This is a genomic window from Aliisedimentitalea scapharcae (genome assembly GCF_045277565.1).
GTDB classification, from domain to species: Bacteria; Pseudomonadota; Alphaproteobacteria; order Rhodobacterales; family Rhodobacteraceae; genus Aliisedimentitalea; species Aliisedimentitalea scapharcae.
Window position 1 is genome coordinate 2222803 of the sequence record NZ_CP123584.1, and the last position, 24159, is coordinate 2246961.

Below are 24159 nucleotides of genomic sequence, written 5' to 3' on the forward strand. Positions count from 1 at the left end.
GGACGCAACGCTGGTAGAGAACACGGCAGCGGCAATGACCGATTCAAAAATCCAGGCCTTTTTTTGAATAGACCGGTTCTCCATAACTCTTCCTTTTCTAATTGGTTTTAAGGATGCGCGGGATACCGAGGGTAAAATTGGGGTACGCCACCCCGCGCTACGCTCAGTTGAGCGTGTTCTTATAGATCGCACCGTCTTTCATGATGAGATGCATCGCCGGGATCTCTCCGGGTTTGCGATCCGGTGCGTCGAACAATTCTTTGCTGCCACCTATCAGTGTGATGTCTTCCAGCGGGTTGCCATCGATCAATAGGATGTCAGCATATGCGCCTTGCGCGATCACACCGAGGGACCCGGCAGGATATGGGTTCTGGCCACCCGTGAGAGCGGCGAGATCGCCACCGATGGAGGTCATGGATTTCAGCGTCTGCAAAGTGCCAAACTTGTCCGCCCAGAACCAGATCTCGTGATCGCGGCTACGGATCGCGTTCGCTGGCGTAACCGTGACGGTATCTACACCAAAGGTGGTCTTTTCCAAAAGCTTGGGAAATTTCAAAAGAATATCTGGAATCCGTGCCATCCCCTTGGCAACCAACAATGATTTGGCTTTGTTCACTGACGGCTCCGGTCCAAACGTGCGCTCGATTGCTTCGAGAGAAGAAACCGAGAGCTGTGGATTATAGAACACGCCTGCGTCGACCATCATTGCGGCTGTTTCCTCATCCAGAAACTGCCCATGCATGATCTCTCCCAGGCCGAGGCGCAAACCGCGTTGAATATCGGGTGGGTTGTTCACATGCGCCGTTGCGTAGGTGCCCCAATCATTCGAAGCTCGGACCACGGCTGTCACTTCCTCGTCGGTGGCCTGTATCGTATGCAAGCCGTCCTTCGACGAGAAGACACCGCCGCTCATCATCATCTTGTTCAACTCAGCACCGTTTGCGAGGTTCTGTCGGGCGGCACTCAGCGACGCATCGTGCCCATCAACGACATAGGCCAGGCCAAGCTGTGCGACTTTGCCTGTGTTTCGGCTTTCGAGCGTGTTTTGCCCCTTCAGTCTCCAGTCACCATGCCCGGAAGTTTGGCTGATTACGGCACCAGCGTGGTAAATCCGAGGACCGATGGCAAAACCGCCGTCAATTGCGCGGCGAATCCCAACCTGCAGGGCACCGACGTCACGCACGGTCGTGAAGCCATCCATCAAGATGCTTTGAGCCGTAAATGCCGCCATTGCCCCGACTTCTTGCCAGTCACGATCCTCAAATGTATCGTAGCCACCCACCATATGTTGCATGTTCAGATGCACGTGACTTTCGATAAGCCCCGGCATCAATGTGCGGCCACCGCCGTCAATGACCGTGGCGTCCGGTGCATCAATGGCATCCGTTGACACAGCCTTGATCAAATTGCCTTCGACCAGAACGCTGGCGTTCTCAATCAGAGATTCGTTCACCCCATCAAAGACATTCACATTGGTGAACAACGTCTGCGCTGGTGTATCCTGAGCGAACGCAAAGCTGGCAGAAAAGGTTATTGCCGCAGCTAACGCCGCAACCCCAGTCGTATATTTCGACAGAACTTTCATTGGCTTCCCCTGAGATGACCGAGAACAAAATTTGGATCTCTTCTCTAGGCAGAATGCCCGATACTTAAACGAATTACCTGACAGTTCGAGGCGGCCCATTACGATTGCCGTTACAAAGTGTCAGGTTTTAGCGGGTTCCCTCTCCATTTTCCTGACGATCCGTCTCTACTCTTTAACGTGTGACAAGTGAGGGCGTTCTTGTGGCTGCAGATCATGATCGGAGTGACATACCGATGGTTCGGACCACTGTATTGGCTCCTGTGGTTCAGGCGTTGAAGGCCTGCGGCGAAGACATTGACGTTTTTCTAGCGGCTTTTGATCTTTCCGTCGCGCCCATTACAGATCCGACGTCTTACATACGAAATGATATTGTCTATCGGGTGTATGCAGCGGCGGCTGAGCTACGCAATGATCAGTGTTTCTGCACGTCCGTTGGTCGCACATCAACCTTGCAGACTTCCTTCCGTTCGGCGCCGCCCTTGAGGAGGCCACGACAATTGGTGGGTTTATCTCTCGCTTCACCCAAGCTGTGGCCAGCGAGACGAACTCCATCTCTCAGAGCCTGTTCGTCGAAGACACCACGGCATATTTTAGCGCCAAACGGAAGTTTGTCCCAACCGTGTCACCGGCCCACATCGACGGCTTTATGATTGGGATTTGGATCACATTCTTGCATGAAGCACTCGATTTCCGCTGGGATCCGGCTTCGGTGTTGGTCAGGATGTGCGATCCGGCTGTTCTACCGCAAGAGTTTCACGGCATCCGGGCGATCAAGAGCAATGACCTGGGCTTTTCCATTCGGTTTCCAGCTGCATGGTTAACGATTCCACTGAATGGGGTATTCGCGCCCAAAGACACGGACGATTTAGTCGGTCCGCAACTGGATATGCTCGCTCCGAAGGGGTTTGTGGAGGCCATTCGGGCAATACTGGAGAAACACATCAGCGAGAATGATCTGAGTGTTGAAAAAGCGGCAGAGCTGTGCGGGTTTTCAAAATCTGCACTGGCACGCAGATTGGCCAAATTTGATACGACCATTATCGAGATTCTGACAGTTCTCAAAATGGACTCTGCAAAGCGAAATCTGACCAGTTCCAATGCCTCTATCCAGAGCATTGCGCTTGGGCTTGGTTACTCTGACGCAACGGCGTTTAGCAGAGCATTTCGAAAGCGTACCGGGTTATCCCCTCGTGCCTACAGGCAATCAGTCAAAACAATGGACCAATAGCAATGATCGTGATCATTAGCATTCTACTTACCGTATTCTTCCTGTTCGCGAGTTCGATCAAAATATTCGGATGGCAGGACAAGATATTCCAAATCCAGCTTGAAATGTTCAAAAGCTACGGCCTGAACAGAGGCATTATGCGACTGGTGGGCATGGTTGAGTTGTTTGGTGCTATCGCTATCTGGTTCTCGGGTACAATCTTCTCACCGCTTGGGGCCATGGCGCTGCTCGGCACTTCGATTGGGGCCATCGGGTGCCATTTGATTTTCGACACTTGGAAGCAGGGTGTGCCAGCGATGATAACAGGGACACTATCCGCAGTCATTTTGTGGAACAGTAAGGAACTGATCTTGAGCTTGGTTTGACTGGCGTACCGGTCATTTCCAACCTTCATTCGTCAGGAGCGCAGCGACTGACCGGTTCCCGCCCAAAATGTAGAATGGTAAAATCTGCTTCGGGCCGGGGGGTATAAAAGAAACACTTTTTCGCCTTTTGGCCAGCTCTGGTCGGTCTGGAAACCGGGCTGCACGCACCAAGCAGGTGCGATAGGGAAATCCGTATGGTGCCGGAAAATAATGGTATGGAATGAGTTGCGTGACCAACGTGTCACCTGACAGCCAAGGTATACCCGCAGGTGCGCCGGTTCGGTTTTAACATATTGATGGTAGATGATTTACGTATCTTGGGCCGCGGGCCCAGTTCATGCCCGACGATCATCCCAAGCCGGTCCTGCCAAGGATCAAGGCGCTGGGGAAGCTGCGCACTGATCCCTGATTACATCGAAAACGATGTCCCGCAACCGCAGGATGAGGTGGCGTTCGGGTTGTTGATGACAAACCGGGCACCAATCAGCTCTTCGGTGAAATCGATCACCGCGTTTTCCAGAAACGGCAGCGACACGGCATCGACTACGACTTTCTGCCCTTGTCCTTCCAGCACAAGGTCATCGGACTTGGGCGCGTCCAGTTCGATTTCATATTGAAACCCGGAACACCCTCCGCCCTCTACAGCGACACGCAGGGCCTGTCCCTGGTCAGCCGCGCCAATCTCGGAGAGCCGTTCAAAGGCACGGTCGGTCACTTTGGGGGGCAGCATCATTTAGGAAAACTCCGATGGGTCATTGCGGCGCAGTACATTATATAGAAAGGTGGGGCACAGGCGACAAGATCGCAATGGGAAAAGATAATATATGTATGCGCCTTTTGCGTCGAACCCCGGGCGGTCCCGGGGACGGGTGGTCCCCGAGGAAGAAAGCGGATTTCGGTCGTGCTTTCAAAGGGATCGGGACCGGATCATTCATGCCAGCGCCTTTCGCAGGCTAAAACACAAGACCCAGGTGTTTGTCGAGCATGAAGGCGACAATTACCGAACCCGTCTGACCCATTCGATCGAGGTTGCACAGGTGGCCCGGACCATCGCCGGCGCGTTGAACCTGAACACCGAACTGACCGAGGCCGTGGCCCTGGCCCATGATCTGGGGCACACCCCGTTTGGCCACACCGGAGAGGATGCGCTCCACGCGCTGATGGCCCCCTATGGCGGGTTCGACCATAATGCACAGGCCATTCGGATCGTTACCTGTCTGGAAAAGCATTATGCCGAATTTGACGGGTTGAACTTGACCTGGGAAACCCTTGAAGCCATTGCAAAACATAATGGGCCGGTGGTGGGGGACCTTCCTTGGGCCTTGGCCGAATGCAATGCGGGTATTGATCTCGAACTGCACACCCATGCCAGCGCCGAAGCACAGGTCGCCGCATTGTCCGACGACATCGCCTATAACAATCACGATCTGCATGATGGTCTGCGCGCGGGATTGTTTTGTGACGCCGATATCGAAGCCTTGCCCATCGTCGGGCCCTGTTACGCCGAAGTGGACGCAAAATATCCCGGTCTGGATGAAAACCGTCGGCGGCACGAAGCCCTGCGCCGGGTGTTTGGTGTCATGGTCGGCGATGTAATCGATACCTCGCGCGAGATGCTGCGCCAGTCAGGCGCGGGCACGGTCGAAGAGATCCGCGCCATGGGACGTCCGGTGATCCAGTTCAGCCCGGCGTTATGGTTGCAACTCAAAGAGATACGGGCGTTTCTGTTTACGCGCATGTATCGGGCACCCAGTGTCATGCAAAAGCGCATTCAGGTGTCCAAGGTGGTAGAAGCGCTGTTCCCGTACTATCAGGACAACCCGTTACAAATGCCACAGCGTTGGCATGATGATATCCGCACAGCGTCGGGTGAAACCGCGCTGGCCCGGATCGTTTCGGATTATATCGCCGGGATGACGGATCGATTTGCGCTGTTGGAACATGAACGCCTGGGGTTGTGACTGGGTATAGGGGGGTCCTGTAACTGGTTCTATGAATTGCGCCGGTCCTGATTTCAAAAGGGGTATGGCGGTGGAACCCGGAATGACCCTTTGGAGCGTGACCTTTGAGGATGCACCGGAAATGGTGCGGATCCGCGGCAACCGCGCGCGACGTTTGGCCCACATAGATTTTGTTGCGGCCCATCCCGAATTGACCATTGGCGGTGAAATGGCCCTGACCCCACACCAGGATTTTCCCGGTGCGATCTGGACGGTCAACGCCGACAGCCGCCAGGCAGTGGAACAGTTGATCCATGCTGATCCGTATTACATTCCGTCCCTGCGTCGCTATGAAATCTTTGGCTGGGGTCGGATATCCCAGAGCAGTTCCGTAGCGCTTTAGACCAACAGATTGGTCACAGGCGGTTGACCCTTGGGCTGGGCGTGATAATTCCCGGCTGAACCAGAGGAACGCCAGACATGAACCTGTTTACCGATATCCGCACTCTTGTAATCGCGTCGCTGGATGCGATGGTGGCCGACGGCGCGCTGCCCGACGGGCTGGACTTTGCCAATGTGGCGGTTGAACCTCCGCGCGATGCGGCGCATGGCGACATGGCAACCAATGCCGCGATGGTGCTGGCGAAACCGGCAAAACAGAAACCACGCGACATTGCAGAAAAGCTGGCAGAAAAGCTGGCCATGGATGACCGGATCACCAGCGCCGAAGTCGCCGGGCCGGGGTTTTTGAACCTGCGTCTGGCTCCCGGTATCTGGCAGGACGTGATTGGGTCCGTTCTGGCGGCGGGTACCGATTTTGGCCGCTCGGATGTGGGGCAGGGGAAAAAGGTCAATGTCGAATATGTCTCGGCCAATCCGACAGGGCCGCTGCATGTGGGCCATACCCGGGGCGCGGTGTTTGGCGATGCGCTCGCCAGCTTGCTGGATTTTGCCGGGTTTAATGTGACGCGTGAATATTACATCAACGATGGTGGGGCACAGGTCGACGTGCTGGCCCGTTCGGTTTACCTGCGCTACCTCGAAGCGCACGGCCAGGAGGTTGCGTTCGAAGACGGGACCTATCCCGGGGATTATCTGATCGCCGTGGGCGAAGACTTGAAGACCCGGGTCGGTGACGCCTATGTCGGTCAGCCCGAAAGCGTCTGGTTGGAAAAAATCCGCGATTATGCCACCGAAGCGATGATGGACCTGATCCGGGCGGATCTGGCGTCTCTGGGCGTGGTCATGGACAAATTCTATTCCGAAAAATCGCTGTATGGCACCGGCCGGATCGAAGCTGCGCTGGACTCGCTGGAAAGCAAAGGCCTGATCTATGAAGGCGTTCTGGAGCCGCCCAAGGGCAAAAAGCCCGAAGACTGGGAGCCGCGCGAACAGACCCTGTTCAAATCCACCGAGCATGGGGATGACGTGGACCGGCCGGTCAAGAAATCCGATGGTGCCTGGACGTATTTCGCGCCCGATATTGCCTATCACTATGACAAGGTAACCCGGGGATATGACCTGCTGATCGACATTTTTGGCGCCGATCACGGTGGGTATGTGAAACGCATGAAGGCCGCAGTGTCGGCGTTGTCGGATGGCACCGTACCGCTGGACATCAAGCTGACCCAGCTGGTGAAACTGTTCAAGAACGGCGAACCGTTCAAAATGTCGAAACGGGCAGGGACCTTTGTGACCCTGCGCGATGTCGTCGATCAGGTGGGTCCTGATGTCACCCGGTTTGTGATGTTGACCCGCAAAAACGACGCGCCGCTGGATTTCGATTTTGACAAGGTGCTGGAGCAATCCAAGGACAACCCGGTGTTCTATGTGCAATACGCCAATGCGCGGGTGTGTTCGGCTTTGCGCAAGGCAACCGAGGTTGGTCTGGACGTGTCCGACGCCGCCACCGCTGCGGCGGATCTAAGCCTGATCACCGATCCCGCGCAATTGAGTGTTGCCAAAAAGCTGGCAGAATGGCCGCGTCTGATTGAAATCGCTGCGCGCACCAACGAACCCCATCGGGTGGCATTTTACCTCTATGAATTGGCCAGCGATCTGCATGGATTGTACCATTTGGGCAAGGATAATGCCGATTTGCGGTTCATCGACGAGGGTAACTCCGCTGCAACACAGGCAAAAATGGCGCTGGCGCGGGCTGTTTCCGTTGTTATTTCCGCAGGTCTTGGTATTCTGGGCGTAACACCGGTGGAGGAGATGCGATAACAAAATCGCCCAAACCGCCGGCCGAAGCAGAAGACCTGAGGCAGATACCAAGAGACCCCTGCGCGGAAAACGCCGCGCGATAACGGGCAGTGAGGCGGACATGGCAGATTTTGACCGGGCTGGGACGGGTGCTGGCGCTTTTGCGTCGGGAACCGGCAATACCGAGGCGTCGCAGGGCGCTTATGGTTCCTACAGCTACAATGGATATGCCCAACCTGGGCAGGCGGGTTATACCGGATGGGGCGACCCTGATCCGGCATATACATCAGACGGCTCCGATTTTGACACCGCGTCGGACGGCGGCGAACCGCTGTCTTTGGCATCTTCGCCAGGTCTGGGTCGTGCGGTCAGCCTGATGGGCGCTGTCGCGTCGCTGGCGCTGGTCGTTGGTATCGGTATCTGGGGGTACAAGCTGGTGGCGCGTGATGTCAGCGGCGTGCCTGTGGTCCGGGCCATCGAAGGCCCGATGCGGATACAACCGGCTGATCCGGGCGGCACACCCGCCGATCACCAGGGGCTGGCTGTCAATGCGGTGGCGGCACAGGGTACCGCTGCAGCACCGGCTGACCGATTGATGCTGGCACCCAAACCAGTGTCTTTGACCGGCGAAGATCAGCCGATAATTCAGCAGGCCCCAAACACAAATCTGGCCTCGGCTGATCTTCAGATTGCCGAATCCATTCCTTTGATGAGCGAAGACGCCTCTGCCGATGCCGGGTCGATCGCCGCCTATCAGGACGGGCAGGTGGACGCTCTGGTTCAGCAATTGACGGAAGGTGTGCCAACGTTGCTGGACGAAGATCCGGCTGAAATGGATCAGGTCGCCGTGGCCCAACCGGGAATTGTGCAGCCAGAGCCGCTCAAACCGCTGCCAGCCGCCGCTGATGCTGTTGTGGATGTTCAACCCGCTGTGTTTAAGGGGCCTGGGTTGGCACGATCGCTGCGTCCTGTTCTGAGACCGGCCCGTTCCCCCCAAACCCAGGCGTTGCAGACCGCGTTGACGACTGCGACGGATACCTCGGCTGCATTGGATGTTGACCCCGACACATTGCCTGCTGGCACCCGGTTGGCGCAATTGGGGGCCTATGACAGCGTTGGTGTGGCCCAATCCGAATGGGATCGGTTGAGCGGCCGGTTTGGTGATTATCTGGACGGCAAGAAACGTGTGATTCAAAAAGCCTCCAGCGGTGGGCGCACCTTTTATCGCCTGCGCGCCATGGGGTTCGACGACCTGAGCGACGCACGTCGGTTCTGTTCGGCGCTGGTTGCGGGCAATGCCGATTGTATCCCGGTCACAACCCGATGATCGCCACGCAGATGCGGTACGGAGCCACCATACTTGACGCAACTGGGCTGAGGCTGACGGCCGAGGAAAAGGCCCTGTTCCGTGATGCTCGGCCATTTGGGTTCATCCTGTTTGCGCGCAATATCGACAATGCCGATCAGGTGCGTGCCTTGTGTGACGATTTCCGCGAGGCATCGGGCCATGACTGTCTGATCACGATTGATCAAGAAGGCGGACGGGTCCAGCGCCTGCGCCCGCCATTGGCGCGACAGTGGTTGCCGCCTTTGGATCACGTAGAGCGGTCCGGCGCTGGCGCAGAGCGCGCCATGTATCTTCGTTATCGCCTGATTGCCGATGAGCTGAGAGGCCTGGGCATCGACAGCAATTGCGCACCCATGGCGGATCTGGCCAATGAGGATACCCATTCATTTTTGCGCAACCGCTGTTATGGCGACAGCGCCAAACGGGTTGCAGCTTTGGCCCGTGCCGCCGCGCAGGGGCATCTAGATGGGGGTGTGTTGCCTGTTCTGAAACATATTCCCGGACACGGTCGTGCCACCGCGGACAGTCATTTTGATTTACCCCATGTGGCGGCAACAGCCAAAACCCTGGATCAGACGGATTTTGCGGCCTTTCGCGCCCTCAATGACCTGCCGTTGGGAATGACCGCACATCTGGTCTATGACGCGATCGACCCGGCCCCTGCGACCCTGTCGGCACCTGTCATGGGGATGATCCGGGATCAGATCGGCTTTGACGGGCTGATCATGACCGATGACATTTCGATGAAAGCGCTGAGTGGGTCGCTCATGGATTTGTCGCGCGCGGCGTTGACGGCGGGATGCGATGTGATCCTGCATTGCAACGGCAGCTTTGATGAGCGGGTCGAGACGATCCAGGCAGCAGGCGAGATGACAGATCTGGCACAGGCACGGGCCGAACGGGCGCTGGCCTGGCGCAAACCGCCCGCTGCGCTTGACATTGGGGCGGCCGAGACGGAACTATCTGCCCTTATGGGCGGACAGGTGTATGGCTGAGAACCTTTTTGACGACACGACACAGACGGTCGAAGAACGCCTGGCTGCCGAGGCGCTGATCGTTGATGTGGATGGGTTCGAGGGGCCGCTTGATGTGTTGCTGATGCTGTCACGCACGCAAAAGGTGGATCTGCGAAAAATCTCGGTGCTGGACCTGGCGCGGCAGTATCTGGCCTTTGTCGAAAAGGCCAAGGAACTGCGGATCGAATTGGCCGCCGATTACCTGGTGATGGCGGCCTGGCTGGCATTTTTGAAATCACGCCTTCTGTTGCCACCGGATCCGACCGAAGAAGGGCCGTCAGGCGAGGAATTGGCGGCACATCTGGCATTTCAGCTGGAGCGGCTTCAGGCGATGCGGGACAGCGCCGCGCGTTTGATGGGTCGGGATCGGTTGGGACGTGATTTTTTTACCCGTGGTCAGGCCGAAGACGTGACACGCATTCGCACGGTGACCTATACCGCGACATTGCTGGATCTGATGCAGGCCTATGCCCGAATTCGGACCAAGGATGAATTTCGTCCCTTTGTCATGGATCGGGATTCGATTTTCACGATGGAGCAGGCTTTGAACCGGATGCGGGGGCTGATCGGGTTTTCGGGCGGGTGGACAGATATTCTCAGCTATCTTCCGGATGGGTGGCACGCCGATCCCGTCCGGCGACGGTCAGCCACGGCGTCAACCTTTGCCGCCTCCCTGGAGTTGGTCAAGGAAGGCCGTTTGGAAATTCGCCAGACAGACACGTTTGAACCCATCCAGCTGCGCAAGACAAAGGAAGACGGGCAGTGAGCGAGCATTCCGAAGAAAGCGAGAGCCTGTTTGACGCTCCACCGTTGGCCGAACAGGAACGGATGGTCGAAGCCGTGTTGTTCGCCAGTTCCGAGCCGGTGTCGATCCGGGATCTGCAGAAACGTATGCCGCATGGCTGCGATGTTCGTGCCGCTGTGGAACATCTGCGCAAACGATATGAAGGGCGAGGGGTGCATGTGGTTCGGATCGGGGACACCTGGGCCATGCGCACGGCACCCGATCTGGGTTTTCTGATGCAGAAGGAAACAGTGGAGACCCGCAAGCTTTCGCGCGCCGCTGTCGAAACTCTTGCCATCATTGCCTATCATCAACCTGTGACACGCGCCGAAATAGAAGAAATCCGGGGCGTGTCTGTGTCCCGCGGGACCATTGATCAGCTGTTGGAAATGGAGTGGATCCGATTGGGGCGGCGCAAGATGACGCCGGGACGTCCGGTGACATTTGTCGTGACGCCCGAATTTCTGGATCATTTTGGGTTGGAAAGCGCCCGCGATCTACCCGGCCTCAAGGAATTGCGTGCGGCGGGGCTGCTCGAAAATCGACCACCTCCGGGTTTGATCCCATCGGGTGTTTCACATGACGACGAAGATGACGAAGACGAGGATCAGCCGGAACTTTTTGAAGAATGATAGCAATAACGCCCTGAAAATGGCGTAATTTTGCACTAGATTCCGGGTTGGGCAGCAAAAGGAAAACTGAAATGAACATGAATCAGATCATCAATTTGATTATCCGTCAGGTGATGCGACGGGTCGTCAACGGGGGCATCAATGCCGGGATGAATGCAGCATCGGATGCAATGTCAAACCGAGGCCGCAAAGGGCGCAAGAAACAGCAGCCGATGGTCGAAGACGACTATTACGAAGACGAAATCCAGCGCCGCCGCAATATGCGTTAACTCAGACGAGATGCCCCGTCAGGCCGGTTGAATCGCTATCAGACTGATTGCGATGTTTCTGCGTTTGTATAGGCTTACGATGGGTTCTTAAAGTGTTTGGACAGTTTCAGACCCTGGCCCTGATAATTCGAGGCAATGCCAGATCCATATAGTTGCTGTGGTACCTCGGACATCTTTTCATAGACCAACCGGCCGACAATCTGGCCATGTTCAAGGACAAATGGCGCTTCGTGGCAGCGCACTTCGAGCACGCCGCGCGACCCGGTGCCTCCGACCGCATCATGCCCAAACCCGGGGTCAAAGAACCCTGCGTAATGCACCCTAAATTCACCGACCATGGCCAGATAGGGGGCCATTTCTGCGGCGTATTGGGGGGGGATATGCACGGCTTCGCGGCTGACGAGAATGTAGAACGCACCGGGATCCAGGATAATCCTGCCATCATCGCTGTGTACATTTTCCCAATAATCCGCTGCGTCATAGGCCCCGATCCGATCCAGGTCGATAACGCCGGTATGTGGTTTCGCGCGATAGCCAACCAGAGTGGACCCAGGCAAACGCAGATCCACCGAAAAGCCCAAACCGTCCTGTATGACAGCCGGGCCGTCAACCAGCGGGGTCTGGGCGTGTACGGCCCGCAACGTGTCGTCATCCAGCACCGCCTGGCCTGTCCGAAACCGGATCTGGTTCAGACGCATTCCGGGACGCACCAGCACCGAAAAGGAGCGGGGGCAGATTTCCGCAAACAATGGTCCAGTGTATCCAGGGCGAATTCGGTCGAATTCTTCGCCACCATCGGTGATTGTACGGGTCAGCAAATCCAATCGCCCTGTCGAGCTTTTGGCGTTCGCGACCGCTGAAATGTCGTCCGGCAGAGCCAGGGATTCCATCAGCGGAACCACATAGACACAGCCTTTTTCCAGCACGGCACCCTGGCTCAGATCTATGCGGTGCATTTCGAACTCGTCCAGCCGTGCAGAGACGCTTTGACCGTGCCCCGCAAGGAAAGAGGCACGGACACGATAGGCAATCGTACCCAAGCGCAGGTCCAGGCTGGCGGGTTGAATCTGTGCGGGATCTATCGCTGGCGAGGCTAAGATTTCGCCGGATATGATCATGCTTTCAAGGACTTGGCTGGGAAGAACGCCTGTCATAATGGCCCCTCTTAGATACTCAAAACGCCCGGGGATAGATCCCCGGGCGTTTTTGATTGGTCGGGCTAGCAGGACTCGAACCTGCGACCTTCCGTCCCCCAGACGGACGCGCTACCAGGCTGCGCCATAGCCCGAACATGGTGCTGTTCATACTGTTTTTCAGACCAAGAGCAAGCGAAAAACATGCGGAAAAGTCATTCTGCCGTCACATTATTTTTCGACTGGCCCAACCCGTCCAAAGCTGTGGCAATTTCGGTCAGATCGGCGATATTCTGGCCGTCCAACGACGTGACCGAATACAGATGTGACAAGGGTCCCGGCGTGAATTCTATCTGAGCGTGGGGTGGCGGGTCTGCGGCCTCGACACGGGGAATCGTCAAAGCAGGACTGGGTGCCTTGGGTTCAGGTTCTTCATCTGGATGGCTGTCAGGGGCAGCAGCCTCTGTCTCTGCATCGGGCACTGGTCGATCTTCGGTGGCCTCCTGGTCGACCTCCAGGTCTGGCAACAGCTCGGCCGATTGGGGAGCGTCAACCGGATCTGGTTCGGGCGGGGGCGGGGCGAGATCCAGATCAATCTGTGCAGGCGGGGGCGTTTCGGCCACCCGCAACGCATCCGAAAAGGAAACCACAGTGTCATCAGTATCATCGGCCGTATCGTCGGGCACATTCTGCGCGTCGACAACCGCGCCGTGTTGAATTGGTGGCGCTGTTTCATCCAGCGACTGGGACAACGAAGAAACATGGGCAACCCCATGTTCGCGCAGAATTTTCTGAACGCCTTTGATGGTCAGGCCATCGTCGTGCAACAGCTTCTTTATGCCACCGATCAACACCATATCCGAGGGCCGGTAATACCGACGCCCTCCGGCTCGTTTGACGGGTTTGACCTGGGCAAATTTGCTTTCCCAGAATCGCAACACATGAGCCTGTATTCCCAACCAATCCGCAACTTCGCTGATGGTGCGAAAGGCGTCGGGAGATTTTGTCATATGCGTTGGCCTTGATTAAGTCTTGTTACCGGCGGCAACACGATCCTTCATCAGATGAGAAGGACGGAACGTCAGAACCCGGCGTGGCTGAATAGGAACCTCTTCGCCGGTCTTGGGATTGCGGCCAACACGGGCCGATTTATCCCGAACGCTAAAGGTGCCAAAGGACGAAATCTTGACCTGTTCACCCTTTACCAAAGCGTCTGACATGTGTTGCAACATGCTTTCTACCAATTGAGCGCTTTCATTGCGGGACAACCCCACTTCTCTGAAAACCGCTTCGCTCAAATCCATACGTGTAAGTGTTTTTTCACCCATACCAGTCCCCGTTATTTTGCACGAGCATAGGGCGCAGGGAATTTAACTGTCAATATCAATGAATTGCACGCGCCAGTTTGTAGACGTATTCGGTTACCACCGCAGCACAACAGCCCCCCAGGCCAACCCGCCACCGATGGCTTCGGTCACAATCAAATCGTTTTGCTTGATTTGTCCGTTCTGCTTTCCGACAGACAGGGCCAGCGGAATGGATGCAGCCGATGTATTTCCGTGATCCTGAACGGTCACGATCACCTTATCCATCGGAAGGCCCATCTTCTTAGCGGTGCCTTGGATGATTCGAATATTGGCCTGATGTGGAACGATCCAATCCACATCCGCGTTGTTCAAGCCGACTTTGGTCAGAGCAGTTTCCGCGGTTTTCGCCAATTTTTCAACGGCATGGCGGAAGACTTGATTGCCTTGCATCCGCAAGTGACCGGTCGTGTTGGTCGATACACCCCCATCCACATACAGCAGATCCTTGTGGCGCCCATCCGAATTCAGATCGGTCGACAGGATCCCGCGATCATCTGTGGTGCCTGCCGCGTCCTGAGCTTCGATCAACAGCGCGCCTGCGCCATCTCCGAACAGCACACAGGTTGACCGGTCCGTCCAATCCATGATGCGCGAGAAAGTTTCGGCACCAATCACAAGGACCCGATCGGCCTGACCGGACAGAATCAGCGCATTGGCATTTGTCAGCGCATAGACAAAACCGGCGCAGACCGCCTGTACGTCAAAAGCGAACCCGCGGGTCATGCCCAGCTGGGCCTGAACCATGGTCGCAGCCGATGGGAACGTCAGATCCGCAGTCGATGTGGCCAAGACAATGGCGTCAACATCATCCGGGCCGAGCCCGGCGTCGTCCAATGCGGCGCGGGCGGCCCTGGTGGCCAGATCCGACGTGGTTTGACCTGTTGCAGCAAAATGACGGCGTTCGATGCCTGACCGGGACCGGATCCATTCGTCGCTGGTCTCCAGGGTGGTTTCAAATTCGCTGTTCGGGACGACCCGTTCAGGCAGGTAATGTCCAACCCCAGTAACCACCGCACGTCGTGTCATATTTTGGCCTGCCTTATTTATTGTCCTTGTCGTCAGCTTGGGCCGACTGACTGTCATCTTGAGAGAGTGTACCGGTGGATGCAACCCGGGCCGCCAGTCTTTGTGCAAAACCGGATTGCGCCAGGGTAAAGGCCAGCTTGATCGCTGCGGAGACGCCGGTTGCATCTGCGCCGCCGTGGGATTTGACGACGGTGCCATTCAGGCCCAGAAACACACCGCCATTGACCCGTCTGGGATCAATGCGTTTTTTCAGTCGCTGCAGCGAGGTATAGGCCAAAACCGAGGCCAGCCGCGACAGCGGCGAATATTTGAAGGCTTCGCGCAAGAGGTCCGAAATCAGGCTGGCGGTGCCTTCACCAGTCTTGATCGCAACGTTGCCAGTAAAGCCGTCGGTGACGATCACATCCGCGACACTGCCGGGAATATCGCTGCCTTCGACAAAGCCGACAAATTCGAAATTGGCGGCATCGGCATGATCGGTGATCAGCCGGTGGGCTTCTTTCAATTCGGCATGGCCTTTGTGTTCTTCTGTGCCGACGTTCAACAATCCGACCCGGGGACGGGCCAGCTCCAGACCGTTGCGGGCATAAGAGGCCCCCATCAGAGCATATTGCAGCAGATCGCGGGCATCGGCGCGGACATCAGCCCCCACATCCAGCATCACGTTGAACCCTTGCGGATTGCGTGACGGCCAGAGAACGCCAATCGCCGGGCGATTGACGCCGGGCAGCTTGCGCAGGCGCAGCATGGACAAGGCCATCAGCGCACCGGTATTGCCACAGGAGACGGCACCGGCGGCTTCGCCTTTCTTGACCGAATCAAGCGTCGACCACATCGACGTGCCCTTGCCATTGCGCATGATATGGCTGGGCTTGTCTTCCATCGTGACAACGTCTTTGGCGTGGCGAATATCGACGCGGCCTTCCAGAATCTTCTTGCGCGCGACCAAACGGCGGAGCTCGTCTTCGGGACCGTGCAGGATAAACCCGATGTCCGGATTGATGCTGGCAGAATCGGCAAGACCGGCCACCACAGCAGTGGGGCCGGCATCTCCGCCCATGGCGTCAACCGAAATAACGATGCGGCCAGCGTTTGCGCGTGTGTCGTCGGGCTGAACCGTCATGCCGGGACCTGTCTGAGTTCAGCTTACGCCGCGTCTTCGTCCAGGTCGATGTCGTCGGTCATGGCAACGATCTCTTTGTCGTTGTAATGGCCGCAGGACGGGCACACGTGGTGCGGACGCTTCAGTTCGCCACAGTTGGTGCATTCGTTCGGGTTTGCAGCAACCAGTGCATCGTGCGCACGACGGTTGTTGCGGCGCGACTTGGATACTTTGTTCTGTTGGACAGCCATGTCTCAACCTTTGTCTGCTGTGGCCGGGGACAAGGTCCGGGGCCTGGGTTTCAGTGTCTCGTTCAAAACGGTGTGACGTGCGTTTAGGCCGCGGCCTGTCCGTTGTCCAACCTTAAATCCGATGAGCGCGCGAAAATACTGTGATTTTTGATCTTCGCAAGCGCTTTTTCCACCTGCATGGCAGGCTTGAGCCTCACTTATCCTTGTTCAGGGCATCCTTCAAGGCCGCCAAACCCGCAAAGGGTTTAACATCGTCATCTGTCAATGGCTGGACCCCGGGGTCAGCATGGACGGATTCGCCCAGGGCGACGCCGGCCTTGCGGGGATAGACCGGCAGATTCAGCGCCAGCGACTCGGCCATGATGGCCGCAACATCGATCTCTGTGCCCAACGGCTCAATCGTGTCGTCTTCGCTCATTTCGACTTCGTTGTCTTCTGGTGTGTCCCAGTCCGACAAGAACGTGCGTTCGATCCATAGGTCAATTCGTGTTGTGACCGGGTCCAACGAGACCACGCAAGGCTGTGTAACTGTTGCCCCCAGTTTTGCCTTGAGCCGCCAATCGCGTTTTCCCTGTGCCTTGATCTCGCCAGAGAAACGCAATTTGCGCAAATCCAGCAATTCAAGTTCAGAGGCCAGCGCCGACAAAGCGTCGGAATCAGGGGTCAGATCAAAGGGGGTCGGGCTGTTTTGCGACAGGTCGGCGACGCGCAGGGCCGGATAATGTGACATTTTCGTCGACTTTCGTTTCTTGAACCGATGGCAAGCTTTGGGTAATTCGGATAAAAGGCGTTGAACGCCAAGGCAAGAGGGCAGGCATGATCGTGAACATTTCAAGGTTGAAACTGGTGCGTGGTGCCGCGATGGCAATCGGGCTCGCTGCTGTGTTGGCCGGATGTAGTGCGAGCTATCGCAACCATGGCTATGTCCCCTCCGAAGAACTTTTGGCCGAAGTGGTCCCCGGTGTCGATACCCGCGACAGCGTTGCCGAAACCATCGGGGCTCCGACGTCATCGGGTGTTCTGAATGATGGCGGGTACTATTATGTCGCGTCGCGCGTGCGCCATTATGGGGCGAGCAAGCCCAAAGTTGTATCGCGCGAATTGGTCGCCATCAATTTTGACCAGTCCGGTACAGTGAGCGGTATCGAACGCTACGGGTTGGAGGACGGCAAAGCCATTCCGCTGGAACGTCGCGTGACCAGTTCGAGTATCGAAAACAAAACCTTCCTGCGTCAGTTGCTGGGCAACCTGGGACGCTTTAACCCCGCAACGGCGATCGAATAACCCCGCCCGTCCCAAAGCGGGAGGCGCGGCAACAATTTCCGCGATGGGTTGCATGTGGTCGCCCCTCTGTCACATCCTGCGGGGCACAGGGCCTGTGGCCTGATGTCTTGGACGGAGTTCCCGGATGCCGACACGCGATACAATTCTGTTGTCAAAGGGGCGATATCAGGCCCGGCTTGGTCAGTCGGATGATGATCTGATCCGGGCGCAAAACCTGCGCGGCCTGTGTTTTCGCAGGGATGGCGTGGATCAGGACAGCTATGACCCCGGCTGTGTCCATGTTCTGGTCGAAGAACGCGTCACCGGCCGTCTGGTCTGTTGCTTTCGCATGTTGATGTTGCAGAACGGAGCCGATGTACCCCACAGTTATTCGGCCCAGTTCTATGATTTGACAGCGCTTTTTGGATTTCCGGGCTCGATGGTCGAATTGGGACGGTTTTGTATTCACCCTGATCACGCCGATGCTGACATCCTGCGTGTGGCCTGGGGAGCAATGACGCAGTTCGTGGATCAACATGGCGTCGAAATGCTGTTTGGATGTTCCTCGTTTGTCGGGACGCAGGCCGATCAATATCTGGATGTCTTTGCCGTACTAAAGCATCGGCATCTGGCACCGGAACGGTGGTTGCCCCGGATCAAGGCACCGGACGTCTTTCGGTTTGCCGCCCAGGTGCGCCGTCCACCGGATTCGCAAAAGGCCCTGCAGAAGATGCCGCCGTTGTTGCGGACGTATTTGTTGATGGGGGGGTGGGTCAGTGACCATGCGGTGGTGGATCAGCAGATGAACACGTTGCACGTGTTTACCGGCCTTGAAATCAATGCGATTCCCCCGGCGCGGAAACGTTTGTTGCGGGCTGTAGCCGGGTAATTTCAGGTATTTTTGACCAGAAAGAAGCCAGAGCGTTGACGCCCGGTGCCCAGCCGTTTAGCTGCCGGATATGGCACGTATTCCTCTTTTGCAGATGGCCGGAATTTCACTGACCTTTGGTGGTGATCCGGTGTTTGATAATCTTGATCTGGTGGTCCAGCCAGGCGACCGTGTCGCCCTGGTCGGCCGGAATGGGTCGGGCAAATCCACCCTGATGAAAGTCATGGCAGGATTGGTGGAGCCAGATCGCGGCGACATTGTTGTCCCACCGGGCAAAAGCGTCGGTTACATGGAGCAGGACCCCGGAATGAAAGGGTTTGCCACGTTGGGTGACTATGCCGCCAGCGGATTGGAGCCCGGTGAATTGTACAAAGTGGAACGGGCTGGAGAAGGGTTGAAGTTCGACCCGGCGCGTCCGATTGAAACGGCTTCGGGTGGGGAACGACGTCGCGCAGCATTGGCCAAATTGATGGCCGAAGCCCCGGATCTGATGTTGTTGGACGAACCGACCAACCACCTGGACATCGAAGCGATCGGCTGGCTCGAAGCCGAACTGAAGGCCACGCGCGCCGCCTATGTGCTGATTTCTCATGACCGCGCATTTTTGCGTGAATTGACCCGCGCAACCCTTTGGATTGACAGGGGAACGGTGCGGCGGCAGGAAAAGGGTTTTGATGCTTTCGAAGCCTGGCGTGACAAGGTCTGGGATGATGAGGACATGGCGCGTCACAAGTTGAACCGGCTGATCAAATCCGAAAGCCGCTGGGCCGTCGAAGGTATCAGCGCCCGGCGCAAGCGCAATATGGGCCGGGTGCGCGCCCTGCATGAGCTCAAGGACCAGCGCGCCGGTCAGATCAAACGTCAGGGCACTGCCGATATGGCGTTTGACGGGGCACCAAAATCAGGGCGCCAAGTGGTCGAGGCTGTTGACCTGTCCAAATCCTTCGATGGAAAACCTATTGTGCGCAACTTTTCGCTCAAGGTGCAGCGTGGCGACCGGATTGCTTTTGTCGGACCCAACGGGGTGGGCAAAACGACGGTGTTGAAGATGTTGTTGGGGTTGGAACAACCGGATGACGGACAGATCCGGATGGGCACCAATCTGGAACTTGCCATGTTTGATCAGACCCGTGACCAGCTGGATCCGGACATGAGCCTGTGGGACAATCTGACCAGCGACCCCGGCATGCGGGTTTCCGGCAAGGCGGATCAAGTGATGGTACGCGGAGAGCCGCGCCATGTGGTCGGGTATCTCAAGGATTTTCTGTTTGACGAACGCCAGGCCCGTGCACCGGTACGGTCGCTGTCAGGGGGCGAAAAGGCGCGGCTGTTGTTGGCGCGATTGATGGCACGACAAAGCAACCTTCTGGTGTTGGACGAACCGACAAACGATCTGGACGTGGAAACGTTGGATCTGTTGCAGGAAATTCTGGACGACTATGATGGGACCGTTCTGTTGGTCAGCCACGACCGGGATTTTCTGGACCGGATCGCGACAACGACGATTGCCATGGAAGGCAACGGGCAGGCCGTAGCCTATGCTGGTGGCTGGAGCGACTATCAGGCCCAACGTGCGCCCGAACAGACCAAGGTCCAGGCCAAGCCCAAGGTAGACAAACCCAAAGCCAAGCCTGAGCCAAAGGCCAAGTCGGGCCTGTCCTTTACCGAAAAGCATCGGCTGGAGGCTTTGCCGGGCGAAATTGAACGGTTAGAGCAGGAAATCGCCAAATTGGAACAGTTGATGGCGGACCCTGAATTGTTTTCACGCGACCCGGTCAAGTTCCAGAAGGCCAGCGAAGCCCTGGTGGAGCGGCAGAACAAGCTGTCAGAAGCGGAAGAAGAATGGCTGGAACTGGAAGAAAAGTCCGAAGCAGGATGATCTGATATGTGCGCGCAGATCATTTTTCTGCATGGCCCTTCCAGCAGTGGAAAATCCACATTGGCCCGCGCGCTGCAGGCCCAGGTTGACCGCCCGTTCTGGCATGTGTCGATTGATCACCTGCGAGACAGCGGCATGATTCCGATACACCGGTTCCGCGCTGGTGATTTTGACTGGATGCAGAGCAGAGAACGGGTTTTCGAAGGGTTTCATACGTCGCTGTCTGCCTATGCGGACGCTGGGAACAATCTGATCGTCGAACATATTCTGGATCAATCAGAGTGGGGCGGGCGGCTGGTCGCGCTACTTGCCGATCATGATGTGTTCTTTGTCGGGATGCATTGTGATCTGGAAACGCTCAACAGGCGGGAACAGCAGCGGGCGGATCGACCTGTTGGCAGCGCACAGCGGGATTTCGACACCGTTCATGACGGGCGGGTGTATGACCTGGAGTTGAACGGAGCCGATCCGGTCGACACCAATGTCTCCAAATTATTGCACGTCTGGCGCAGCGGGCGGCGGAAATCCGAATTCCGCGCCGCCCAACTGATGTGATCAACGCATGCGCAGGGCACCGTCGATGCGGATGACTTCGCCGTTCAGATATCCCATTTCGACAATGAAACCGGCCAGACGGCCGTATTCGCGCGGATCGCCCAAACGGGCAGGGTTGGGCACATCGGCGGCCAGTTGCTGTTGCACGTCTTCGGGCAGGCCGGCCAGCATCGGGGTCATAAAGATCCCCGGCGCAATGGTCATCACCCGAATTCCGGTGGATGACAGATCGCGTGCCATCGGCAGGGTCATGCCGACCACGCCGCCCTTGGAGGCGGCATAGGCAACCTGGCCCTTTTGCCCGTCAAAGGCCGCAATTGATGCGGTGTTGATGATTACGCCGCGCCCACCGTCAGATTCCGGTTCGTTCCGGGCAATTTCGACGGCGGCCAGACGGGACACATTGAAAGTGCCGACCAGGTTGATATCGATGGTGCGTTTATAGGCGTCCAGGGGATGCGGCCCATCCTTGCCGACGGTTTTGATGCCATAGGCGATGCCGGCGCAATTTACCGCCGCGGTGATCTTGCCCATCTTCTCAACAGCGGTTGCGATGGCTGCGGCAACGCTGTCTTCATCCGTCACATCGGTCTGGGCAAAATGTCCTCCGATTTCGGCGGCCACGGCTTGTCCGCGTTCAGAGTCCCGGTCGAGAATCGTCACCTGAGCGCCGTTCTCGGCAAAGTAGCGCGCGGTGGCTTCTCCCAGACCAGAGGCACCTCCGGTGATGACGGCGGCAGTAGTAGACAGCTGCATGGTGGCTTCCTTTGGTTTATGAACGTGTGTTCAAATAACCTGTGGGTGACCCTGCTGTCCAGTTTTTCGAGGCGAATGCCGGAACGTCATCAACCGGCGATCCAAGGCGGCCAAAGGACCAAGCGTACGCCCCAGCGGCGGCCACCAGATCCAAGTGCCTCCCAGAGTTTGCAAATCCGCACCGGTCCCCAATTTGAACCGGGCCAGACCGGGCGCGTCTTCTGTATTGACCAATCCAAGATCGAGCTGCACGCACCCCTGTTCGTGCAGCCATTCAATGGCATTCCAAATCAACAGGTTATGTGCCGAAGTTTGGCGGCCTCTGGGGCTGCTGACCGCGATGTGGTAAGTGGCACCGCCCCCGTGGCGCAAGACAAGGATTGCGGCGACCGGGTCATTGCCGTCATAGGCTGTAAACAGCTTGGCCTGGCCCGGGTTTTCGCGGGCATAGGCCAATGTCAACGCGATGGGCCAGTTTTGATACCTGCGTTGGCGTTGCTGAATTTGATCACTGGTCAATACCCAGTGAGTCGGATCCTGAGCCAGATTCTGCTGCGTGACCCGCAACGCCTGCGATTCGCTGTGGACAAGACGGTTACGCCATTTTTGGTGCAGTTGCGCACGCAATTGGGTGAGGTCGCGATCCAGTTTTAGGATCGCCGCACGTGCCGGACCGACCAATGGCACTGCACCCAATGGGCCAAGATTGGGTTCCGGGTGATCAGGTGACAGCAGGATCGGAGTTCGGGTCAACCCTTCTTCCTGAAGGATTTCCAAGAGGCGCTGGGGCTTGCGCAACTGGACACGCGGTAGCATCGCGACGTCGATCCCGGGCCAGAATCGGCGTCTCAATACCAAAATACGGTCCAATTGTGGGAGAATCAGCGGTGTTCGACCGAGATAGCGCAACGCTCCGGCAAATTCGCTGGATTGTTGCAGGGGGCGGACAGTATCGGTCCGGCGGGGCCTGACGGGTGGGGACATCTGGGCAGCGGCAATATCAAACATGTGCTTGATTAACCGGCGTGAAACCTAATTCACGGTTAATGGCGTCATGAAAAAATCTGTTCTTATCCTGGGCCACACCGCCCGCGCCCCGCGAATGACAAAGGCGGCGGCCGTCCTAATGGCCACCGCCTTGTCGATTCCGGTCTTTTTGATACTCAACCTGTTGGATTGGTTGCTGCTTTAGCCGGCCAGCTGGACCAAAGCGTGGCGTTTTTTACCGGCACTCAATTTGATGGGCGAGGACAGGGCACCTGTATCAACCATCAACCCGGCGTCAGTCAGCGGCTGGTCATCCATCCGTGCGCCGTTTTCCGCAATCAGACGTTTGGCGTCCTTGCCTGATTTGGCCAGTCCGGATTTGACCAGAAGCTGGACAATGGAAATGCCATCCCCAATGTCCGCCGCCCCCAGGGTCAGAGTCGGAAGATCAGCACCGACACCGCCCTTTTCAAAGACCTCTCGTGCGGTGGATTCGGCGGCAGCGGCAGCATGTGCCCCATGCAGCAATGTGGTGACTTCATTGGCCAGAATCACCTTGGCGGCATTGACTTCGGACCCTTCCAGCGCGCCCAGGCGGTCACATTCGTCCACCGGAAGCTCGGTATAGAGCTTTAGGAATCGCCCCACATCCGCGTCGGTTGTGTTGCGCCAGAACTGCCAGAATTCGTAAGGCGACCGCATTTCCGGGTTCAACCAGACGGCACCATCCTGGGACTTTCCCATCTTCTTGCCATCACTGGTGGTCAGCAGCGGAGAGGTCAGGCCATAGACTTCGTGGTCGATCACCCGGCGGGTCAGGTCAATCCCGTTGACAATATTTCCCCACTGATCCGATCCGCCCATCTGCAACACGCAGCCATAGCGCCGATTCAGCTCCATAAAGTCATAGGCCTGGAGAATCATGTAGTTGAATTCGAGAAAGGACAGAGATTGCTCCCGGTCCAGCCGTGATTTTACCGATTCAAAGGCCAACATCCGGTTGACGCTGAAATGGCGACCGATATCACGCAGGAATTCCAGATAGTTCAACCCATCCAGCCATTCGGCATTGTTCAGCATCAGCGCCCGGTTTGGCGCGTCGCTGTCATAGTCGATATAGGCCGAAAACACCTTTTTGATTCCGGCAATATTGTCGTCGATCTGTGCTTCGGTCAGCAGCGGGCGTTCATCCGCGCGAAACGACGGATCGCCCACCTTGGTGGTGCCGCCGCCCATCAGGGTGATCGGTTGATGCCCGGTCTTTTGCAACCAACGCAACATCATGATCTGGATGAGCGACCCCACATGCAGCGATTTGGCCGTCGCATCAAAGCCGATGTATGCGGGTTGCCCCGGTGTCATCAGAGCTTCGTCCAGACCCTGATAATCGGTACAATCTGCGAGATACCCCCGCTCCATCATGACGGCGATGAAATCCGACTTGGGATGATATGTCATGGCGTACCTCGGCTATTATTATGCGTGCTGGGGTATAAATCGCATTGACGAGGGTTGGAACCTGTTTTCGTGGCAAAATCGCTGCTCTATGGTGATGGTTAACCGACCCGTAACATGTCGG

General features: G+C 57.0%; 26 protein-coding genes and 1 tRNA gene. 14 read left to right on the forward strand and 13 right to left on the reverse strand.

Translation table 11 applies throughout. The features are described 5' to 3' along the window. Nucleotides 1-163: 163 nt before the first annotated feature. Nucleotides 164-1585 (reverse strand): amidohydrolase family protein, encoded by a 1422-nt coding sequence (locus QEZ52_RS10475; protein WP_406644287.1) that lies wholly within the window; start codon nucleotides 1583-1585, stop codon nucleotides 164-166. A gap of 415 nt (nucleotides 1586-2000) precedes the next feature. On the opposite strand from QEZ52_RS10475, the gene QEZ52_RS10480 reads away from it, so the two are divergent. Together QEZ52_RS10480 and QEZ52_RS10485 are read left to right on the forward strand one after the other, a co-directional pair. Further along, the gene (locus QEZ52_RS10480) at nucleotides 2001-2813 is read left to right on the forward strand and encodes a helix-turn-helix transcriptional regulator (RefSeq protein ID WP_406644288.1); all 813 of its coding nucleotides are present in this window, start codon (nucleotides 2001-2003) and stop codon (nucleotides 2811-2813) included. Between the two features lie 2 nt (nucleotides 2814-2815). Further along, the gene (locus QEZ52_RS10485) at nucleotides 2816-3178 is read left to right on the forward strand and encodes a DoxX family protein (RefSeq protein WP_406644289.1); all 363 of its coding nucleotides are present in this window, start codon (nucleotides 2816-2818) and stop codon (nucleotides 3176-3178) included. Between the two features lie 409 nt (nucleotides 3179-3587). On the opposite strand, the gene QEZ52_RS10490 is transcribed toward QEZ52_RS10485, so the two are convergent. After that, complete coding sequence (locus tag QEZ52_RS10490; RefSeq protein ID WP_406644290.1) at nucleotides 3588-3911, reverse strand: iron-sulfur cluster assembly accessory protein; 324 nt, start codon at nucleotides 3909-3911, stop codon at nucleotides 3588-3590. A gap of 91 nt (nucleotides 3912-4002) precedes the next feature. On the opposite strand from QEZ52_RS10490, the gene QEZ52_RS10495 reads away from it, so the two are divergent. The 8 genes from QEZ52_RS10495 to QEZ52_RS10530 all read left to right on the forward strand — a co-directional run bounded on the left by QEZ52_RS10495 (nucleotide 4003) and on the right by QEZ52_RS10530 (nucleotide 11372). Further along, nucleotides 4003-5139: a deoxyguanosinetriphosphate triphosphohydrolase gene (locus QEZ52_RS10495; protein WP_406644291.1), complete on the forward strand. Its 1137-nt coding sequence runs from the start codon at nucleotides 4003-4005 to the stop codon at nucleotides 5137-5139. An 82-nt stretch (nucleotides 5140-5221) separates the two neighbouring features. Then, complete coding sequence (locus tag QEZ52_RS10500; RefSeq protein ID WP_406644292.1) at nucleotides 5222-5521, forward strand: hypothetical protein; 300 nt, start codon at nucleotides 5222-5224, stop codon at nucleotides 5519-5521. Nucleotides 5522-5598: 77 nt separating this feature from the next. Continuing rightward, complete coding sequence (gene argS, locus QEZ52_RS10505; RefSeq protein ID WP_406644293.1) at nucleotides 5599-7344, forward strand: arginine--tRNA ligase; 1746 nt, start codon at nucleotides 5599-5601, stop codon at nucleotides 7342-7344. A gap of 100 nt (nucleotides 7345-7444) precedes the next feature. Next, nucleotides 7445-8650 (forward strand): SPOR domain-containing protein, encoded by a 1206-nt coding sequence (locus QEZ52_RS10510; RefSeq protein ID WP_406644294.1) that lies wholly within the window; start codon nucleotides 7445-7447, stop codon nucleotides 8648-8650. An 11-nt stretch (nucleotides 8651-8661) separates the two neighbouring features. Next, nucleotides 8662-9666, forward strand: a complete 1005-nt coding sequence (gene nagZ, locus QEZ52_RS10515) for a beta-N-acetylhexosaminidase (protein WP_406650430.1) — start codon at nucleotides 8662-8664, stop codon at nucleotides 9664-9666. Continuing rightward, a complete protein-coding gene (locus QEZ52_RS10520; RefSeq protein ID WP_406644295.1) occupies nucleotides 9659-10453 on the forward strand; it encodes a ScpA family protein in 795 nt (264 codons plus the stop codon). Before nagZ ends, QEZ52_RS10520 begins: the two co-directional genes overlap by 8 nt. Then, nucleotides 10450-11103: an SMC-Scp complex subunit ScpB gene (gene scpB, locus QEZ52_RS10525; RefSeq protein ID WP_406644296.1), complete on the forward strand. Its 654-nt coding sequence runs from the start codon at nucleotides 10450-10452 to the stop codon at nucleotides 11101-11103. The genes QEZ52_RS10520 and scpB overlap by 4 nt, the downstream gene beginning before the upstream one ends. A 71-nt stretch (nucleotides 11104-11174) precedes the next feature. After that, on the forward strand, nucleotides 11175-11372 hold the full coding sequence (locus QEZ52_RS10530; RefSeq protein ID WP_406644297.1) for a hypothetical protein: 198 nt from the start codon (nucleotides 11175-11177) through the stop codon (nucleotides 11370-11372). 74 nt (nucleotides 11373-11446) lie between these two features. Here QEZ52_RS10530 and QEZ52_RS10535 read toward each other — a convergent pair whose 3' ends face one another. The 8 genes from QEZ52_RS10535 to QEZ52_RS10570 form a co-directional block, all read right to left on the reverse strand. After that, nucleotides 11447-12526 carry a 2'-deoxycytidine 5'-triphosphate deaminase gene (locus QEZ52_RS10535; RefSeq protein ID WP_406644298.1) on the reverse strand — a complete coding sequence of 360 codons (1080 nt, stop codon included), beginning with the start codon at nucleotides 12524-12526 and terminating at the stop codon, nucleotides 11447-11449. A 57-nt stretch (nucleotides 12527-12583) separates the two neighbouring features. Continuing rightward, nucleotides 12584-12660: transfer RNA gene (locus tag QEZ52_RS10540), tRNA-Pro, on the reverse strand. Nucleotides 12661-12720: 60 nt separating this feature from the next. Then, the gene (locus QEZ52_RS10545) at nucleotides 12721-13515 is read right to left on the reverse strand and encodes a MerR family transcriptional regulator (RefSeq protein ID WP_406644299.1); all 795 of its coding nucleotides are present in this window, start codon (nucleotides 13513-13515) and stop codon (nucleotides 12721-12723) included. Between the two features lie 15 nt (nucleotides 13516-13530). Continuing rightward, nucleotides 13531-13833 carry an integration host factor subunit alpha gene (gene ihfA, locus QEZ52_RS10550; protein ID WP_406644300.1) on the reverse strand — a complete coding sequence of 101 codons (303 nt, stop codon included), beginning with the start codon at nucleotides 13831-13833 and terminating at the stop codon, nucleotides 13531-13533. Nucleotides 13834-13926: 93 nt separating this feature from the next. After that, nucleotides 13927-14898, reverse strand: a complete 972-nt coding sequence (locus QEZ52_RS10555; protein WP_406644301.1) for a beta-ketoacyl-ACP synthase III — start codon at nucleotides 14896-14898, stop codon at nucleotides 13927-13929. A 13-nt stretch (nucleotides 14899-14911) separates the two neighbouring features. After that, nucleotides 14912-16021, reverse strand: a complete 1110-nt coding sequence (gene plsX / locus QEZ52_RS10560) for a phosphate acyltransferase PlsX (RefSeq protein ID WP_406644302.1) — start codon at nucleotides 16019-16021, stop codon at nucleotides 14912-14914. Between the two features lie 23 nt (nucleotides 16022-16044). After that, nucleotides 16045-16251: a bL32 family ribosomal protein gene (gene rpmF / locus QEZ52_RS10565; protein ID WP_406644303.1), complete on the reverse strand. Its 207-nt coding sequence runs from the start codon at nucleotides 16249-16251 to the stop codon at nucleotides 16045-16047. Nucleotides 16252-16444: 193 nt separating this feature from the next. Then, on the reverse strand, nucleotides 16445-16981 hold the full coding sequence (locus QEZ52_RS10570; protein WP_406644304.1) for a DUF177 domain-containing protein: 537 nt from the start codon (nucleotides 16979-16981) through the stop codon (nucleotides 16445-16447). 86 nt (nucleotides 16982-17067) lie between these two features. Here QEZ52_RS10570 and QEZ52_RS10575 point away from each other — a divergent pair, with 86 nt between their 5' ends. From QEZ52_RS10575 to QEZ52_RS10590, 4 genes are all read left to right on the forward strand, one after another. Next, on the forward strand, nucleotides 17068-17535 hold the full coding sequence (locus tag QEZ52_RS10575; RefSeq protein ID WP_406644305.1) for an outer membrane protein assembly factor BamE: 468 nt from the start codon (nucleotides 17068-17070) through the stop codon (nucleotides 17533-17535). 124 nt (nucleotides 17536-17659) lie between these two features. Then, on the forward strand, nucleotides 17660-18403 hold the full coding sequence (locus tag QEZ52_RS10580) for a GNAT family N-acetyltransferase (protein ID WP_406644306.1): 744 nt from the start codon (nucleotides 17660-17662) through the stop codon (nucleotides 18401-18403). 70 nt (nucleotides 18404-18473) lie between these two features. Further along, a complete protein-coding gene (locus QEZ52_RS10585) occupies nucleotides 18474-20282 on the forward strand; it encodes an ABC-F family ATP-binding cassette domain-containing protein (protein ID WP_406644307.1) in 1809 nt (602 codons plus the stop codon). A gap of 6 nt (nucleotides 20283-20288) precedes the next feature. Next, complete coding sequence (locus tag QEZ52_RS10590) at nucleotides 20289-20837, forward strand: chloramphenicol phosphotransferase CPT family protein (RefSeq protein WP_406644308.1); 549 nt, start codon at nucleotides 20289-20291, stop codon at nucleotides 20835-20837. Here the strand turns inward: QEZ52_RS10590 and QEZ52_RS10595 are convergent, their stop codons facing one another. From QEZ52_RS10595 to tyrS, 3 genes are all read right to left on the reverse strand, one after another. Then, entirely contained in the window at nucleotides 20838-21593 is a 756-nt protein-coding gene (locus QEZ52_RS10595) for a 3-hydroxyacyl-CoA dehydrogenase (protein ID WP_406644309.1), read from the reverse strand. 30 nt (nucleotides 21594-21623) lie between these two features. After that, the gene (locus QEZ52_RS10600) at nucleotides 21624-22409 is read right to left on the reverse strand and encodes a GNAT family N-acetyltransferase (RefSeq protein ID WP_406644310.1); all 786 of its coding nucleotides are present in this window, start codon (nucleotides 22407-22409) and stop codon (nucleotides 21624-21626) included. A 372-nt stretch (nucleotides 22410-22781) separates the two neighbouring features. Further along, nucleotides 22782-24038 (reverse strand): tyrosine--tRNA ligase, encoded by a 1257-nt coding sequence (gene tyrS, locus QEZ52_RS10605; RefSeq protein WP_406644311.1) that lies wholly within the window; start codon nucleotides 24036-24038, stop codon nucleotides 22782-22784. Between the last annotated feature and the right edge of the window lie 121 nt (nucleotides 24039-24159).